This is a genomic window from Enterobacter sp. MGH 37, from assembly GCF_000534515.1.
GTDB lineage: Bacteria > Pseudomonadota > Gammaproteobacteria > Enterobacterales > Enterobacteriaceae > Enterobacter > Enterobacter kobei.
On sequence record NZ_KI973205.1, the window covers coordinates 2,631,045 to 2,646,134 of the forward strand.

Here is a 15,090-nt window from a genome sequence, read left to right on the forward strand (position 1 = left end):
ATTACGGAACAACAATCAGCGGGCCGCTGGCCGCACCCGTTGCCCGCCACTGCGGAACGTACATAGACTCCACCATCGGGACCGGCACCTGGTAAGTTCCCGGTGTGACGGCGCGCGCCAGGTAAACCAGCGTGACCGGCTGACCTTCGTTGACCGGCACAGCGGCCACAAAGCGGTCGTCGCGGAACTCCATATGCTGAATATCCGCCTGCTGCATCTGGCTCAGCAGGTTTTGCACCTCGCTGCCGCTGTCCTGCAGGCTGGCGCTGCTGCTCGCCAGGTTCTGGTTTTCCAGCTCCAGACCCGCCGGGAGAAGATCCACCACCAGCGCATCCGGCACGTTCTGGCTGGCTTTCACCTCAAGCCACACCAGTACCAGTTCACCGCTCTTCAGAGATGAGAGCGATTTACTGCTGCCGTCGGTTGCCAGGATATGACGTTCAATCTGCAGCACGTTCGAGCTCGGCTGAGGCGCATATTCCGGATAACCCGTGCTGTCCAGGCGAACCCACAGTGGCGAAGTGCCGGTATTGGTCACCTGCAGCGCACCAAGCTGGTCGCCGTTGACGTTTTGTACCAGCGATGTATCACCGCCTGAGGCGGTATCAGACAGCGAGGTTTTCGCCTGCCATGCACCTGACAGAGTTTGCAGCGAACGTCCGGCCAGGAAGAGGGCATTACTCTCCTGAGTAGACAGCCAGCGCTGGCTGAAAGCCTGTTCAGACAGCGCATTCAGCAACGTATTTTGCGCATCCGGCAGCAGCTTGTACTCTTCCAGCAGGGAGAGCATCAACGCGTTATCGCGCAACTGACTACCGTAATCGGCCATCCAGTTTTTGCTGTCGTTACGCGGCGTTTTGAGCGCCAGGTCCAGTGCCTGCTGGCTGCGTGGGGCATCGCCCATCAGTTTGAGCGCCATACCCAGCTGCATCAGCGGCAGCCCGGAAGCAGCCTGAGCGTGACGATCCCAGATTTCGCGCAGCGCACCCAGAGGTGCTTTTTGCTGGCGCGCCAGCACCAGAGCGGCATAAGCCTGTACGGCAAATTTGCTGGCCTGGGTGTCGTCGCTGTAGCGAATGGACATCATGCCCGGATCCTGCAGGTAGCGCAGCAGGCGGCTATTGGCGTTATTCACGGCTTCGGCAGGCACGCTGTAGCCTTGCTCGCCTGCACGCACCAGGAAGTCAGTGACATAGGCGGTTAACCAGTACTCTTCCGGGCCGTTTTTATCCCACAACGCAAAACCGCCCTCCTCGCGCTGCATCTGCAGCAGACGCGAGATCCCAATATCAATGGCAGCACGGCGCTTGTCATCCGTGTCGCCCTTAATACCAAGCGCGGTGAGCTGCGCCGCGTTGGTGTAGAGCGACGGGAACAGGCCACTCGTGGTTTGTTCCAGACAGCCATACGGATACGCCTGCAGTTCACGAATATAGCGCGCCAGGTTGAGCGGTGGTTTACCGCTCAGCAGGAGTTGCCCCTCCAGAGTGGCTGGAGAGAAACCGCTACTATGCTGCGCCGGTGCGGTCCAGGATTCACCCGGGTTCAGCATCGCTCCGGTATTGACCGTCTGTGCCGGGAATGCCGGACGTACACCGATTTTCCAGCTTTTCTGCTGCGGTGTGAAGGTTTCGCCCGGAAGCTGCAGGCCGGTAACCTGTGCCGTCACCTCACCGTCGCCATAGCCTTCCAGCGCACGTACTGGAATAAACAGGGTGCTACGCGCGCCCGGCGGCAGCTGAACCGGCTGCGGCGGCGCGCCCTCCAGGGACAGTTTGCCTGTCGCAGTCAGGGCAACGTTCAGCGTTTGCGGCTGGTCGGTCAGGTTGGTCAGATCCAGCGTCAGGCGCGAGGTATCTCCACTCGCCAGGAAACGCGGGGTGTTCAGCTCGGTAATGACCGGTGCGGCCACCACAACCTTGCTTTCACTGCTGCCAAAATCATCTTCCGTCCAGGCCTGTGCCATCAGGCGCAGCTCGCCGTTGAAGTCTCCAATCGGCAGCGTAACGGTACCTTCCCCGTTAGCATCCAGCGTAACCGGCTGAGCCTGCTGGGCAATAATGGTGACGTGGTTCACCGGCGGTTTGCCGCCGCGCTTCAGTTCATCGCCATCACCGCCGAAGCGCAGCGCCGCCATGCGGCCCTGTCCTTCAATGACCTGGCCGTAGATATCGTAGATATCCGCGCCGTAGCGCTTCTGGCCGAAGAACGCCTGCCACGGATCTGGCGTAACGTAATCGGTAATGTTCAGCACGCCGCTGTCCACTGCCGAAACCAGCACGTTCACTTTCTGTGGAACCGCCCCCTCTTTCACGCTGGCTTTCACCTTCACAGAGAGCGTCTGATTTGGCCGCATTTTCTGCGGGTTATCGAGCGCAATGTTCAGGCGACGATTTTCGTCTCCCATCGGCAGATGCAGCAGACCAACCGCGCGTTTCGGCGTAGCGGATTTCGATTTATCCCCAGGGCGCACCACCAGTGTGCTGAGGTAGAGATCGTGACGTTTCCAGGCTTTATCGACCGGAATGGAGAGATCGAGCCCGTTTGCCGGTACGTCGATCTCTTTCCACCACAGCGGCCCTTCGCTGGATTCGATCATGGCATAGCCCTTGCCTGCGGCGGGTGCAGCGATATGCAGCTGGATGGTATCGCCTGGCTGATAAGCGGGTTTATCCAGCTTCAGCGTCACGCGGTCAGGGCGTGCTGCCCCCGTGCCATCGCTGTTATCCTGCCAGCTGTATCCCGCCCAGAAGCGCACGCTACTGACCATCTCATCAGGTGCTTTCACCTCCAGACGGTATGAGCCCCACTCCACCGGGAAAGTGACCTTGCCGGTTTCATCGGCCTTGAGGCTAAGCTCCTGTTCACCTTCAACCAGATCTTTTTGATCGAACTGAGACTGCCAGCCTTCGCTCTCAGACCAGTTCCAGAAGTAGTCGCGGCGCTCGCGGATCAGGCGCACCTGTAAGCCGGATACCGCTTTTTTCGCCCCGCTGGCATCGGCATAAACGATGTCAAAGCTGGCATTACCGTTTTCGTCAACAATGGGTTGGTTGACGGTGGTATCCGTGCGGTAGTCGTATACAGCCTTGCTGGCGAACTGAGGACGGATACCCGGCAGTTCAGCCGCCGGCCAGATGGCCTGCTCAGCGCGACGCGTCACCGGGCGACCGCCCGACTCCAGCAGGCTGGCCTGCAGGATCAGCTGTAGCGGCGAGTGCACTTCTTTCCACTGGCTTTCAGTCGTAACCTGCCCGCGCCCCTGTTCGTCCAGCGTAAGCTGCACTTCATCCAGACTGCGGCTCAGGTTTTCCTCAGCGATGTCCCCAAACTGGAAGCCTGGCAGTGCAGGCACGGCCTCACGCAGTGGGCGGAGGAAAAGCTGGCCCTGCAGTGAATTCCCATTAGCCGGCGCACCGTACAGGTAATAGCCTACTACGTTAAAGTCCACGTCATCCTGCGGGGAAACCGGTGCTTTTTGACCTGTCAGATTCAGCGCCATACGCTCAGGCATGAAATCTTCCACGTGGAAATCCCACAGACGCTGCTGGTTATCACCTGTGTTCGCGCGGATATGCCACATGCCGGTCTGCGCACCGCTATCCAGCGGATAGTTAAAACGATAGAGCCCGTTTTCTGGCTTAACGACCATCGTGCGCGCCACCTGTCCATCCGGACGCAACACGTCAAGCTTCACAGGCTGGTCGGGGAGCGGCTTTCCGTCGCTGTCGCGCAGTAAGCCGTTGAGGATCACGGTTTCACCCGGGCGATAGAGATCGCGCGGACCAAACATAAAGAACTGCTTGCTGTAGCCCGGATTACCGGCGATATCAAACTCCGCCAGATCGAGCGCCGGAAGTTTGAGATCAAGCAGCGTGGTCTGGCCATCTTTGCTCGCCAGAATCAGCGCGGCCTCTTTGTCGGTTTCAAGCGTTGCATGACCGTCCGCATCGCTTTTCGCCTCGGCAAGGGTCTGCCCTTTGTCATTTAGCAGCGTGACAGTGACACCGGACTGCGCCGCACCGTTTTCCAGACTCTGGGTAAAGATGTCCAGGCGGTTGTGGTAACGGTGAGCGGATAACCCGACATCGCTCAGGGTAAAGAGGGTTGCGGCATTGCTGTAGTTGTAGTGCCCGGCCTGGTTCATGACCGCGATATAGACGCCAGACTGCTGGAGCGGCTTGATATCCTTGAGCGGCAGGAGCAGTTTTTCACGGGTATTGCGCGCCGGATTGAGATCAAAGCGACCGGTATAAACCAGTTCCGCCATCTTCAGCAGGTTGTCGGATTCCCAGTTGGTCAGGGAGTTACGGTACTCCCACTGACTGACAAAGGAAGCCAGCGATTCCGGCTTCACGCGGTAGAAATTGACGTCCACATTGTTGACGTTGAGCGCCATCACCGGCAGCCCTTCCACCACTTTGCCCGGCAGCAGCGATCCGCGGCTGGCAAAACCGACCGTCGGTTCGACATCCCGGGTGGTGATCGCTTTTTCATAATCAATGTCGAACGTTGCTTTGTTCAGCGCCTGTAAACCACGTTCGACGGTGACAACCAGATTACGGTTGGGCTCCAGATGACGCAGGCGAAGCTCTTTCAGGTTAGGCGCTAGTTCCCACGCCCCGTCAACCTTGCCACTTTTCTTATCCACGACATGCACTGTTTTCGCGAAATCCTGGTCGGGATTCAACGGAACAGAGAAGGTCAACACCAGCGTGGCGGCGCCGTCCAGCTGTACTTCAGAGGCATCCAGTAGGGTTAATGCTTTGCCCTGGCTCTGTGCCGCCAGTTTTGCCAGTTTTTCTGCATCAGGCTTTTCAGCCGCTTTCGGGGTTGATGTGGTGGATGCTGCGGGAGCCGCAGTCTGAGATTTATCGTCGCTGTTGTCACAGCCGACAAGCGTAAATGTGGTAAGCAGCGCGAGAGAGATCGCGGCTAAGCGAAACGGTTTCATCCTTTGTCCCTGGCCTGAGGGGGCCTGTTGGTCGTCGTCCGGATAAGTATTATCCGCAAGTTTCGTTAATACAAAAAGTCCAATTTTAGAATCTGGAAAGCGCCTCGCAGAATCGTCATATCCGGCGGCGTGGAGGTGGAACCGCGATCACAGAGCATAACGTCACATGTTACCTTTCACGTCATTTGATTTTAAAACAATAAGATAGCTGGATAAAAGCATCAGGAGCCTGCTAGTTTTATGACCATGACGCACCCCGAGTGCGCGGTTCAATAAGAGAGAAAGCCATGAAACGAGCCGTGAACGCCCTACAAAATTTCGGAAAATCATTGTACGGCCCCGTACTTATCTTACCGATCGTCGGTCTGTTTATCGCCTTTGGTAACGTATTGGGTAACGGCAACATGGCCGAGTACCTGCCGTTTCTTGGCCATCCGCTCATTCAGAGTATCGGCCAGCTGATCGCCAAATCCGCCGTGTCAGTGCTGGTCAACCTGGCGCTGGTGTTTGCCGTCGGGATCCCGATTGGGCTGGCAACGCGCGATAAAGGCTACGCGGCGCTGATTGGTCTGGTGACCTTCGTGGTGTTTATCAACGCCATGAACGTAACGTTACAGCTTCAGGATGAGCTGGCGCCTGCCGGGCAGATGAAAGCCGCGGGTCAAAGCATGGTGCTGGGCGTTCAGGTGCTGGAGATGGGTGTTTTCGCCGGGATCCTGACCGGGGCGCTCTCCGGCTACCTTTACAACAAATATTCCGGCGTACAGTTTAACGGTGCGATGGCGATTTACTCCGGCCACTGCTTTGTCGCGATTGTGATGCTGCCCGTCTCCATGCTGCTCGGCGTGGTAATGAGCGAAATCTGGCCCTACGCTCAGCACGGGATTAGCGCGCTGGCGCTGGCCATTAAAGGCTCAGGTCCGTTCGGCGTAGCCATTTACGGTTTCCTTGAGCGCATTCTGGTACCGACTGGCCTGCATCATCTGGTTTATACCCCGTTCCTCTATACTGAACTCGGGGGGACGCAGGAGGTGTGCGGCGCAACCTATCAGGGCGCGCGCAATATCTACTTCGCCGAAATGGCCTGCCCGGAGGTGAAGCAGCTCAGCAGCACCGTGGTGTGGGACGCGCGCGGCATCAGCAAAATGTTCGGCCTGCCCGCCGCCGCGCTGGCGATGTATATGACCGCAAAACCGGAACGCAAAGCCGTTGCGAAAGCCATTTTGATCCCGGCGGCGCTGACCTCGCTGCTGGTCGGCGTCACCGAGCCGATTGAGTTCTCCTTCCTGTTCGTCGCGCCGCTGCTGTTCGTGGTTCACGCGGTGCTGACCGGCATCGGCATGATGCTGTTCTCGCTATTTGGCGTTCACGCCATCGGTGCCAACGGGATCATTGATTTCATTCTCTACAACCTGCCGCTCGGCACGGAGAAATCTAACTGGCCAATGTACATCCTGGTAGGGCTGATCATGTTTTCCCTCTACTTCACGGTGTTCCGCTTCCTTATTCTGCGCTTCAACATGAAGACCCCAGGCCGTGAGAATGAGGATCAGGAGACACGTCTCTACAGCGAGCAGGAGTACCAGGCGAGGGGCAATAACGACGGGCTGGGTGAGTCCATCGTAGTGGGACTCGGCGGCAGGGAGAATATTGAGGTTGTGGATAACTGCTATACCCGCTTACGCGTCACGGTGAAGGACGTCGACATCATCGACGAGCCGCGCCTGAAAGCGACCGGCGCGAAAGGGGTCATCAAACAAGGTAACAACGTTCAGGTGGTCTACGGGCTGCATGTCAAAAAAATGCGAGAAGCCGTTGAGACGTTTCTCTGAAAGGAGCTAAAGATGTTTACACCCCCCTTTATTCTGTCGATTGCCGGTGGCGGCAGCACCTACACGCCGGGTATTGTGAAAAGCCTGATGGTACGTCTGCATGACTTCCCGCTGGCCGAAATCCGCCTCTATGACATCGACGAGGCGCGTCAGAACACCATCGCGCCGGTGGTTGAGAAAGTGATTCGTGACCACAGTGAAAGCATCAAATTCACCGTCACCACTGACCCGGAAGTGGCGTTCAGCGGCGCACATTTCGTCTTCGCCCAGATGCGGGTCGGTCAGTATAAAATGCGCGAGCAGGATGAGAAGATCCCACTGCGGCACGGCGTGGTCGGCCAGGAGACTTGCGGTCCCGGCGGCCTGGCGTACGGACTGCGCACGATCCTGCCGATGGTCGAGCTTATCGATCGGGTGGATCGCTACGCGCATGAAAAAGCCTGGATCGTGAACTACTCCAACCCGGCAGCGATCGTGGCGGAAGGCGTGCGCCGCCTGCGCCCGAACGCGCGGGTGCTGAACATCTGCGATATGCCCGTCGCCGCAATGCGCAATATGGGCGCCATTCTGGGCGTGGATCGCCACAAGCTGGAGGTGGACTATTTCGGCCTGAACCACTTCGGCTGGTTTACCCGCGTGCTGGTGGACGGCGAAGACAAGCTGCCCGAACTGCGCAAACATATCGCGAAGTTTGGCCTGTTGACGGAAGACGCCGCTAAAACCGATCCGCAACATTCCGATCCCTCCTGGGTGAAGACCTGGCGCAACATCAAGCCCGTCATGGATAACTTCCCGGAGTACCTGCCGAACCCGTATCTGCAGTATTACCTGATGCCAAACCAGATTGTGGAGCATCAGAACCCGGACTATACCCGCGCTAACGAAGTGATGGACGGGCGTGAGAAAAAACTCTTTGCTGCTGCGCAAGAGTACAAGCGCACCGGGATCCTGCCGGATGCCTTCCACGTGGGCGTCCACGGCGAGTTTATCGTCGACGTGGCCTGCTCGCTGGCCTTTAACCTGCGCAGCCGCCATCTGGTGATGGTGGAAAACCGTGGGGCGATTACCAACCTGCCATACGATGCGATGGTGGAAGTGCCCGCCTATATCACCTCCGAAGGACCAGAGCCTGTTCGCATCGGTCGGGTGCCGCTGTTCCATCAGACCCTGCTGCAACAGCAGCTGGCATCCGAACAGCTGCTGGTGGAGGCGACCATCGAAGGCAGTTATGAGAAAGCCCTGCAGGCCTTCACCCTGAACCGCACCGTGCCGACCATGGCGCACGCGAAAGCTATTCTGGATGAGATGATCGAAGCCAACCGCGACTACTGGCCCGCGCTGCAAAAGGCCTGGCAGAATGGCGAAACGGTGAAAAAATAGGGGCTTGCTCGCGAGTTGAACGTGGTTTGCTTGTCGGTGTCATAAAAAACACCGACAATCCTTTTTTACGGAAAAGAATGGAGGCATCCCATGTCCACCTCATATTTTGTCGCCGCCGACTGGCTGATTGAGCACGGCGACGACCCGGAAGTCCAGATTATTGACGCGCGGATGGCCCCTCCGGGGCAGGAGCACCGCGATGTTCCCGGTGAATACCGTGCCGGCCATCTGCCTGGCGCGGTATTTTTTGATATTGAAGCCCTCTCCGATCACAACTCTCCCCTGCCACACATGCTGCCGCGCCCGGAAGCCTTTTCCGTGGCGATGCGCGAGCTGGGCGTGAGCCGCGACAAGCATCTGGTTGTTTACGATGAGGGCAACCTCTTTTCCGCACCGCGCGCGTGGTGGATGTTAAAACAGTTTGGCGTAGAGAAAGTGTCAATTCTGGCAGGCGGTCTGGCGGGCTGGAAGCGTGATGACCTGCCGCTTCAGCAGGGTGATGTCACGCTGCCGGAAGGCGATTTCGATGCCACGTTTGACGCACATGTCGTCAAACGTTTGACTGACGTACTGGTCGTTAGCCACGAGAAGACGGCGCAAATTGTCGATGCCCGTCCTGCTCCTCGCTTTAATGCCGAAGCGGATGAACCGCGTCCGGGTCTGAAGCGTGGACATATTCCGGGCGCGCTGAACGTGCCGTGGGGCGATCTGGTATTTGAAGGGGAGCTGAAAACCACCGATGAACTGCACGCCATTTTTGACCGTGCGGGTGTGGATTTACATCGTCCGATCATTGCCAGCTGCGGTTCCGGCGTAACGGCCTGCGTGGTGATTCTGGCACTTGCCACCCTCGGGGTTAACGACGTCACTCTTTACGACGGCGCCTGGAGCGAATGGGGTGCGCGAGACGATCTGCCGGTTGAACCGGCAAAATAATGGATAACCGCCTGGCCACGCTGTTAACGCGCGGGGCGTCACTGACCCGCGCGGAGTATCGCGTCCTCGCCCACCTCACGGAGCATCCGCTGCTGGTGGGCAATATCACGGTGCGCGAGCTGGCGCAGGCGACATTTGTTTCTACCGCCACCATTATGCGGCTGTGTCAGAAGCTGGGGTTCAGCGGTTTTAGCGAGTTTATCTGGCACTGCAAGCAGCTGCTTTCTGACACGCCGCATATCACCGTGCAGGGGCAATCGCTCCCTGAGCTGCCTGCCCTTTTTAATCAATTCATCGCCAACTATCAGCAAACTTTTCAGTGGGTCACCCAGGACAAACGCCAGCATTTTGCCAACCTGCTGCGCCAGAAAGAGAGCTTTTTTCTCTACGGTGCCGGGTTTTCCTATCTGTTTGCCGAGTACCTGACCAAGAAATTGCAGGTGTTGGGCAAAACGGCATTTATCTCCGGGCCGGGGGACAGCCGGAACATTTTTCTCAGCAACGCCGCCCGCTATCAGGTGTTCATTGCCGTTTCACGCAGCGGCGAAACGGAGCAGGTGCTGGATAAAGCGCGAATTGCCAAAAACGTCGGGATGACCGTCGTCGCGTTTACCCGCGCCTCGGCCAATACGCTGGCGGGGATGGCGGACGTACACTTTGCCCTCTATGACGAAGCGGTACATTTCGCTGCTGAAGCAGCAGGCGTGACGTCATTTGAGTCGAATCTGGTGCTGCTGATGGATTTACTGCTGCTGGAAGCAACGGGGTGAAGTTCACCCCGCGTCATCAGATAATGCGGTTGGTTTTGAGATCGCGCAGGAACCCGCCCCAGCGACGCTCATAAAACGGCGTGATGTGCTCGGTAATAAAATGGCTGATGCCCTTCTCACCTTTCGTCACCTGGCAGATATCAATCGGCTCATCGCCCGGCAGCGTGTCGGTCGCCACGCTTCCCGCCGCCTGAATGATGTCGTCGATATCGCCATCTGCTTCAATACCGATCAGCAGCACTGGTTGCTCGTCGGCATTCTCTTTAATGGAGCAGAGGAATGCGCGCCTGACGGGCTTGAGCGTTTTGAAGAGCGTGGTCAGGGAATCAATCATCTGCGCGGGCGGCTCGGCCACTTCGGAGAGCAGCAGCGTTTCCCCCCCTTCCAGCACTTCCTGAGTGCTGAGCGGATTGCCCTCTTCACCCATCAGGTGACTGATTTCACGCGGGGTGAACTCTTTCCCGGTTGGCAGTTTGGCGTTGAGGAACAGGGTCTGGCCCAACGTCATTTCAAACAGCGTACGCACCGGCATCACCACGAATGCCTGTTCATCTTCCACAGCTTCCTGCAGCGCTTCCAGTGAGGTAAAGAACGGGATCACTGAAGAGCCGTCGTCTTTCTCCCAGTGCAGCAGATCCAGCGCGCTGTCTTCCACAACCTGCTCACCTTCCGCCGCGGTGCCTGGCACCCAGACGGTAGATTCCAGCAACGTGCGGAAAAATGCCGGACGGTGAGCGGGCTCGGTGGCCGCCTGTTCCAGCAGAGTTTCTAATTCGTTTTTGGTTTCGGACATAGTTTGGCTACTTCACAATTGCCCGGCGGCGCTACGCTTGCACGGGCCTACGGGTTTTGTAGGCCGGGTAAGCGTAGCGCCACCCGGCAAAAAAGGTTACTCAGCCGTCAGCAGGTTCGCCACGGTACGCACGCCCAGACCGGTCGCACCCGCGGACCACTGTTCTACCGCTGCTTTACGGTAGGTTGCGGAGCAGTCGATGTGCAGCCAGCCTTCGTGATAGTTCTCAACGAAGTGAGACAGGAAGCCTGCTGCGGTACTTGCCCCTGCCGGATACGCCGCGCTTGCGGTGTTATTCAGCTCGGCAAAGTTGGACGGCAGCTGGCTGCGGTGGAACTCGGCCAGCGGCAGACGCCAGAATGGCTCGTTTTCCGCCGCGGCGCTTGCCAGCAGGCGTGCGGCCAGCTTGTCATCGAAGCTGAACAGCGCATGGTAGTCGTTCCCCAGGGCGGTTTTCGCCGCACCGGTCAGGGTCGCCATGTCGATAATCAGCTCAGGTTTCTGCGCAGAGGCGTCAATCAGGCCATCAGCCAGCACCAGGCGGCCTTCGGCATCGGTGTTCATCACTTCAACATTTTTGCCGTTGCGATAGCGAATGATGTCACCCAGCTTGAAGGCATTGCCGCTGACCATGTTGTCGGCGCAGCACAGGTAAAGCTTCACGCGCTTGTTCAGGCCGCGGGTAATCGCGAACGCCAGCGCACCAGTGATGGTTGCCGCGCCGCCCATGTCGGACTTCATGGAGTCCATGAACGCGCTCTGCTTCAGGCTGTAGCCGCCGGTGTCAAAAGTAATGCCTTTGCCGACCAGGCAGGCAAAGACAGGAGCTTCTTTATCGCCGGTTGGGTTGTAATCCAGCGCCAGCAGGACCGGAGGTCGCTCAGAGCCACGGCCTACGGTGTGGATACCCATATAGTTCTGCTCGCGCAGGTCTTCACCTTTGGTAATACGGTAGGACATTTTGTCGCCCGCCACGCCGCACAGCAGGTCAACGGCGCGCTGCGCCAGCTGCTCAGGACCTAACTCTTCCGCCGGGGCGTTGATGGTGTCGCGTACCCAGTCGATGATCTGCAGGCGGCTTTCCAGCTCTTTCTGACCGGCTTCGTCGAGGTTTGCCCACTCAATTTTGCGGGTGCCTTTCGGACCTTTGTACCCCGCCCAGAATGCCCAGCTGCGGTCGGTGTCCCAGCCTTCGCCTTCCAGCGAGACATGTTTGATCCCCAGACCGTCGATTTTGCGCGCGGCGCGCTGGATCAGGCCCAAATCATCGTTGCCCGTCAGGTGCAGGGTAATACCGTCGTTATTGATGCTGTAGCTGGCTTTCTCGCCCCAGCGCGCGTCGGCAGGCTGCGTAGAGAGCGTAATCTTCATCGCTTCGGTCATTTTATTTATCCTTATTAGCAAACGGGCCGCCTGAAGGCAGCCCGTTAAGTGATTTACTCTGCTTCATCTAACCAGACTAACAGAATCGCCTCCAGAATTTTTTCATTGGATGCGTTTGGATCGTCGTCGAAATCGTCTAAATCGCAGATCCACTGGTGCATGTCGGTGAATCGTACGGTTTTCGGATCGAGATCCGGGTTCGCGTCGTAGAGCGCTTCGCCGATCTCACGGCTGTCTGTCCACTTCAGTCCCATATTAATGCTCGCGTGCGTGGTTGATGGTGTAGCGTGGGAATTCCACGACCAGATCTTCGTCGGTCACCGCGGCCTGGCAGCTTAAGCGGCTGTCTGGCTCCAGACCCCATGCTTTATCCAGCATGTCGTCTTCGTCTTCGGTGCTTTCGGCGAGCGAGTCAAAACCTTCACGCACGATGCAGTGACAGGTAGTGCAGGCACAGGATTTTTCACAGGCGTGTTCCACTTCGATACCTGCGCGCAGGGCAACATCGAGAATGGTTTCGCCGGTCTTCGCTTCCAGAACAGCGCCATCCGGACAAAGGTCCGCATGAGGCAAAATAACAATCTTTGGCATATTAAACCTCGTCCACGGACTGGCCTTTCAGCGCGACGCGGACGGATTTGTCCATGCGGCGAGCGGCGAAGTCCTGGGTTTGTTTATCAACGTTTTTAATGGCTTCTTCTATTGCGTCAGCATCATTGCCCATGGCGACAACGCTTAAGTGCGCGGCAGCCTCGTCAATCACCTGACGCTCAGCGGCGCTTAACAGCGCGGCATCGGCATTGAGTGCACCGGTCAGGCTTTCCAGCACGCGTGCGGCTTCCACTTTCTGTTCCGCCAGCATACGCGCCTTCACATCCTGCTCGGCGTAGCTCATTGAGTCCTGAATCATGGAGGCGATCTCGCCATCGGTCAGGCCGTAGGACGGCTTCACCTGGATGGACGATTCCACGCCGGTGGATTTTTCCATCGCCGTGACGCTCAGCAGGCCGTCCGCATCAACCTGGAAGGTAACGCGAATATGCGCCCCGCCCGCTGGCAATGCCGGGATACCGCGCAGCGCAAAGCGCGCCAGAGAGCGGCAGTCCTGCACCAGTTCGCGTTCGCCCTGCATGACGTGGATGGACATCGCAGTCTGGCCGTCTTTAAAGGTGGTGAACTCCTGCGCGCGCGCCACCGGAATGGTGGTGTTACGCGGAATGACTTTCTCCACCAGGCCACCCATGGTTTCTAAACCAAGGGACAGCGGGATAACGTCCAGCAGCAGCATTTCACTGTCCGGCTTGTTGCCGACCAGAATATCGGCCTGAATGGCCGCGCCCACGGCAACCACTTTGTCCGGATCGATGGCGGTCAGCGGCGTGCGGCCAAAGAACTCACCTACACGTTCGCGCACCAGCGGCACACGGGTAGAACCGCCGACCATGACCACTTCCAGCACCTCGTCAGCCTCAACGCCCGCATCTTTCAATGCGCGACGGCAGGCCAGCAGCGTGCGTTTCACCAAAGGTGCGATCAGATCGTTAAACTGGTCACGGGAGATTTCACCCTGCCAGCCCGCCACGTTCACGGTAACCGTCTGCGCATCGCTGAGGGCAATTTTGGCGTCGATGGCGGCATCCAGCAGTTCACGCTGGACGCGCGCATCGCTGCGATCGGCAATCCCCGCCTGCTCACGAATGTAATCCGCCAGCAGATGGTCGAAGTCATCGCCGCCCAGCGCGGAATCCCCGCCGGTCGCCAGCACTTCAAATACGCCACGGCTTAAGCGCAGGATGGAGATATCAAAGGTACCGCCGCCGAGGTCGTAAACGGCAATCACCCCTTCCTGACCGGAGTCGAGGCCGTAGGCAATGGCCGCCGCCGTCGGTTCGTTCAGCAGGCGTAATACGTGCAGGCCCGCCAGACGGGCGGCGTCCTTGGTGCCCTGACGCTGTGCATCGTCAAAATAGGCCGGAACGGTAATCACCACGCCGTCGAGATCGCCGCCGAGCGTCGCCGTAGCGCGCGCTGCCAGCGCCTTCAGGATGTCCGAAGAAACACGGATCGGGTTCAGCAGACCAGCCTCGGTCGCGATCATCGGCAGGCCGTTTTCACTGGCCTGAAGCTGATACGGCAGATGCGGGTAACGGGTCTGAATATCGGCCAGCGAACGGCCCATCATGCGCTTAACCGAGCTGATGGTGTTGGCCGGATCGCGCGCGGCGTTGGCGCGCGCGTCGTAGCCTACCGCGTGACCCTGCTGCTGGTAGTGGACCACGGAAGGCAGCAGATGGCGGCCCTGCTCGTCAGCCAGCGTTTCCGCCTGGCCGCTACGCACGGTCGCCACGAGAGAATTGGTGGTGCCCAGGTCAATACCCACCGCCAGACGACGCTGGTGCGGTGCGGCACTTAAGCCAGGCTCACTAATTTGTAATAAGGCCATAATTGCTTCCGAAATTAAAAATCGAGCAGCTTTTCTTCGAGTTGTTCAGCACTGCTTCGCAGTTTATCGAGAAAACGGAGTTTGCGCACAGTGTCTGCCGCCACGTCCCAGGTCTCGTTGTTCAGTTGCTCCACCATCTGCTGATGGCGGGTATCAAACATACCCTTCACGCGCGTGATAAAGCTTTCCAGCCGCGCTTCGTCTTTGGCCTGTTCAATCTCATCCAGCTCTTCGCGCAGCTCCAGCTGTTCCATCAGAAACGCCGTATCGCGAACGGTATGCTGTTCGCTCGCCAGATCAAAACCGTGGAGCGAGAGCAGATATTCAGCACGCGCCAGCGGATGACGCAGCGTCTGCCAGGCCTGATTAATGGTGGCAGAGTGCGAAACTGCAGCCAACTGCTCGGCCTGCGTCCCGCTGGCGAATTTATCCGGATGGTACTGACGCTGCAAATCCTGAAAACGGACCGTCAGCGCCTGAAGATCGATCGGGTATTGAGCGGGTAGTCCGAAGAGAGTGAAGTAATCCATAACAATCTCAGGGGTAGCCTGTTAGAACAAACCCCACGCGCAGCAAAGCCACGGTGGGGTTTCGGATGA

11 protein-coding genes are annotated in these 15,090 nt (G+C 58.2%); 4 read left to right on the top strand and 7 right to left on the bottom strand.

Features of this window, described 5'->3' with window-relative positions; genetic code table 11:
- Window position 1: 1 nt before the first annotated feature.
- Window positions 2-4,954 carry an alpha-2-macroglobulin family protein gene (locus L383_RS11390; RefSeq protein ID WP_023331081.1) on the bottom strand — a complete coding sequence of 1,651 codons (4,953 nt, stop codon included), beginning with the start codon at window positions 4,952-4,954 and terminating at the stop codon, window positions 2-4.
- Window positions 4,955-5,241: 287 nt separating this feature from the next.
- Here L383_RS11390 and L383_RS11385 point away from each other — a divergent pair, with 287 nt between their 5' ends.
- The 4 genes from L383_RS11385 to L383_RS11370 all read left to right on the top strand — a co-directional run bounded on the left by L383_RS11385 (window position 5,242) and on the right by L383_RS11370 (window position 9,872).
- Window positions 5,242-6,786: a PTS transporter subunit EIIC gene (locus tag L383_RS11385; protein WP_023331082.1), complete on the top strand. Its 1,545-nt coding sequence runs from the start codon at window positions 5,242-5,244 to the stop codon at window positions 6,784-6,786.
- Between the two features lie 12 nt (window positions 6,787-6,798).
- Window positions 6,799-8,166, top strand: coding sequence for a 6-phospho-alpha-glucosidase (locus L383_RS11380; RefSeq protein WP_023331083.1), 1,368 nt, complete (start codon window positions 6,799-6,801; stop codon window positions 8,164-8,166).
- Between the two features lie 90 nt (window positions 8,167-8,256).
- Window positions 8,257-9,102, top strand: a complete 846-nt coding sequence (sseA, locus tag L383_RS11375; protein ID WP_023331084.1) for a 3-mercaptopyruvate sulfurtransferase — start codon at window positions 8,257-8,259, stop codon at window positions 9,100-9,102.
- A complete protein-coding gene (locus tag L383_RS11370; protein WP_023331085.1) occupies window positions 9,102-9,872 on the top strand; it encodes a MurR/RpiR family transcriptional regulator in 771 nt (256 codons plus the stop codon). Before sseA ends, L383_RS11370 begins: the two co-directional genes overlap by 1 nt.
- A 16-nt stretch (window positions 9,873-9,888) precedes the next feature.
- Here L383_RS11370 and sseB read toward each other — a convergent pair whose 3' ends face one another.
- The 6 genes from sseB to hscB all read right to left on the bottom strand — a co-directional run bounded on the left by sseB (window position 9,889) and on the right by hscB (window position 15,021).
- Window positions 9,889-10,665 (bottom strand): enhanced serine sensitivity protein SseB, encoded by a 777-nt coding sequence (gene sseB / locus L383_RS11365; protein WP_014884823.1) that lies wholly within the window; start codon window positions 10,663-10,665, stop codon window positions 9,889-9,891.
- A gap of 96 nt (window positions 10,666-10,761) precedes the next feature.
- Window positions 10,762-12,048: an aminopeptidase PepB gene (gene pepB, locus L383_RS11360; RefSeq protein ID WP_023331086.1), complete on the bottom strand. Its 1,287-nt coding sequence runs from the start codon at window positions 12,046-12,048 to the stop codon at window positions 10,762-10,764.
- 53 nt (window positions 12,049-12,101) lie between these two features.
- Window positions 12,102-12,302 carry a Fe-S cluster assembly protein IscX gene (iscX, locus tag L383_RS11355; RefSeq protein WP_014171178.1) on the bottom strand — a complete coding sequence of 67 codons (201 nt, stop codon included), beginning with the start codon at window positions 12,300-12,302 and terminating at the stop codon, window positions 12,102-12,104.
- 1 nt (window position 12,303) lies between these two features.
- Window positions 12,304-12,639, bottom strand: a complete 336-nt coding sequence (gene fdx / locus L383_RS11350) for an ISC system 2Fe-2S type ferredoxin (RefSeq protein ID WP_003860652.1) — start codon at window positions 12,637-12,639, stop codon at window positions 12,304-12,306.
- 1 nt (window position 12,640) lies between these two features.
- Window positions 12,641-14,491 (bottom strand): Fe-S protein assembly chaperone HscA, encoded by a 1,851-nt coding sequence (gene hscA / locus L383_RS11345; RefSeq protein WP_014884825.1) that lies wholly within the window; start codon window positions 14,489-14,491, stop codon window positions 12,641-12,643.
- A gap of 14 nt (window positions 14,492-14,505) precedes the next feature.
- A complete protein-coding gene (gene hscB, locus L383_RS11340) occupies window positions 14,506-15,021 on the bottom strand; it encodes a co-chaperone HscB (RefSeq protein ID WP_003860657.1) in 516 nt (171 codons plus the stop codon).
- Window positions 15,022-15,090: the final 69 nt, after the last annotated feature.

Coding starts and splice junctions, on each gene's coding strand:
- L383_RS11390 (WP_023331081.1), bottom strand. CDS start 4,954: ATGAAACCGTTTCGCTTAGCCGCGATCTCTCTCGCGCTGCTTACCACA.
- L383_RS11385 (WP_023331082.1), top strand. CDS start 5,242: ATGAAACGAGCCGTGAACGCCCTACAAAATTTCGGAAAATCATTGTAC.
- L383_RS11380 (WP_023331083.1), top strand. CDS start 6,799: ATGTTTACACCCCCCTTTATTCTGTCGATTGCCGGTGGCGGCAGCACC.
- sseA (WP_023331084.1), top strand. CDS start 8,257: ATGTCCACCTCATATTTTGTCGCCGCCGACTGGCTGATTGAGCACGGC.
- L383_RS11370 (WP_023331085.1), top strand. CDS start 9,102: ATGGATAACCGCCTGGCCACGCTGTTAACGCGCGGGGCGTCACTGACC.
- sseB (WP_014884823.1), bottom strand. CDS start 10,665: ATGTCCGAAACCAAAAACGAATTAGAAACTCTGCTGGAACAGGCGGCC.
- pepB (WP_023331086.1), bottom strand. CDS start 12,048: ATGACCGAAGCGATGAAGATTACGCTCTCTACGCAGCCTGCCGACGCG.
- iscX (WP_014171178.1), bottom strand. CDS start 12,302: ATGGGACTGAAGTGGACAGACAGCCGTGAGATCGGCGAAGCGCTCTAC.
- fdx (WP_003860652.1), bottom strand. CDS start 12,639: ATGCCAAAGATTGTTATTTTGCCTCATGCGGACCTTTGTCCGGATGGC.
- hscA (WP_014884825.1), bottom strand. CDS start 14,491: ATGGCCTTATTACAAATTAGTGAGCCTGGCTTAAGTGCCGCACCGCAC.
- hscB (WP_003860657.1), bottom strand. CDS start 15,021: ATGGATTACTTCACTCTCTTCGGACTACCCGCTCAATACCCGATCGAT.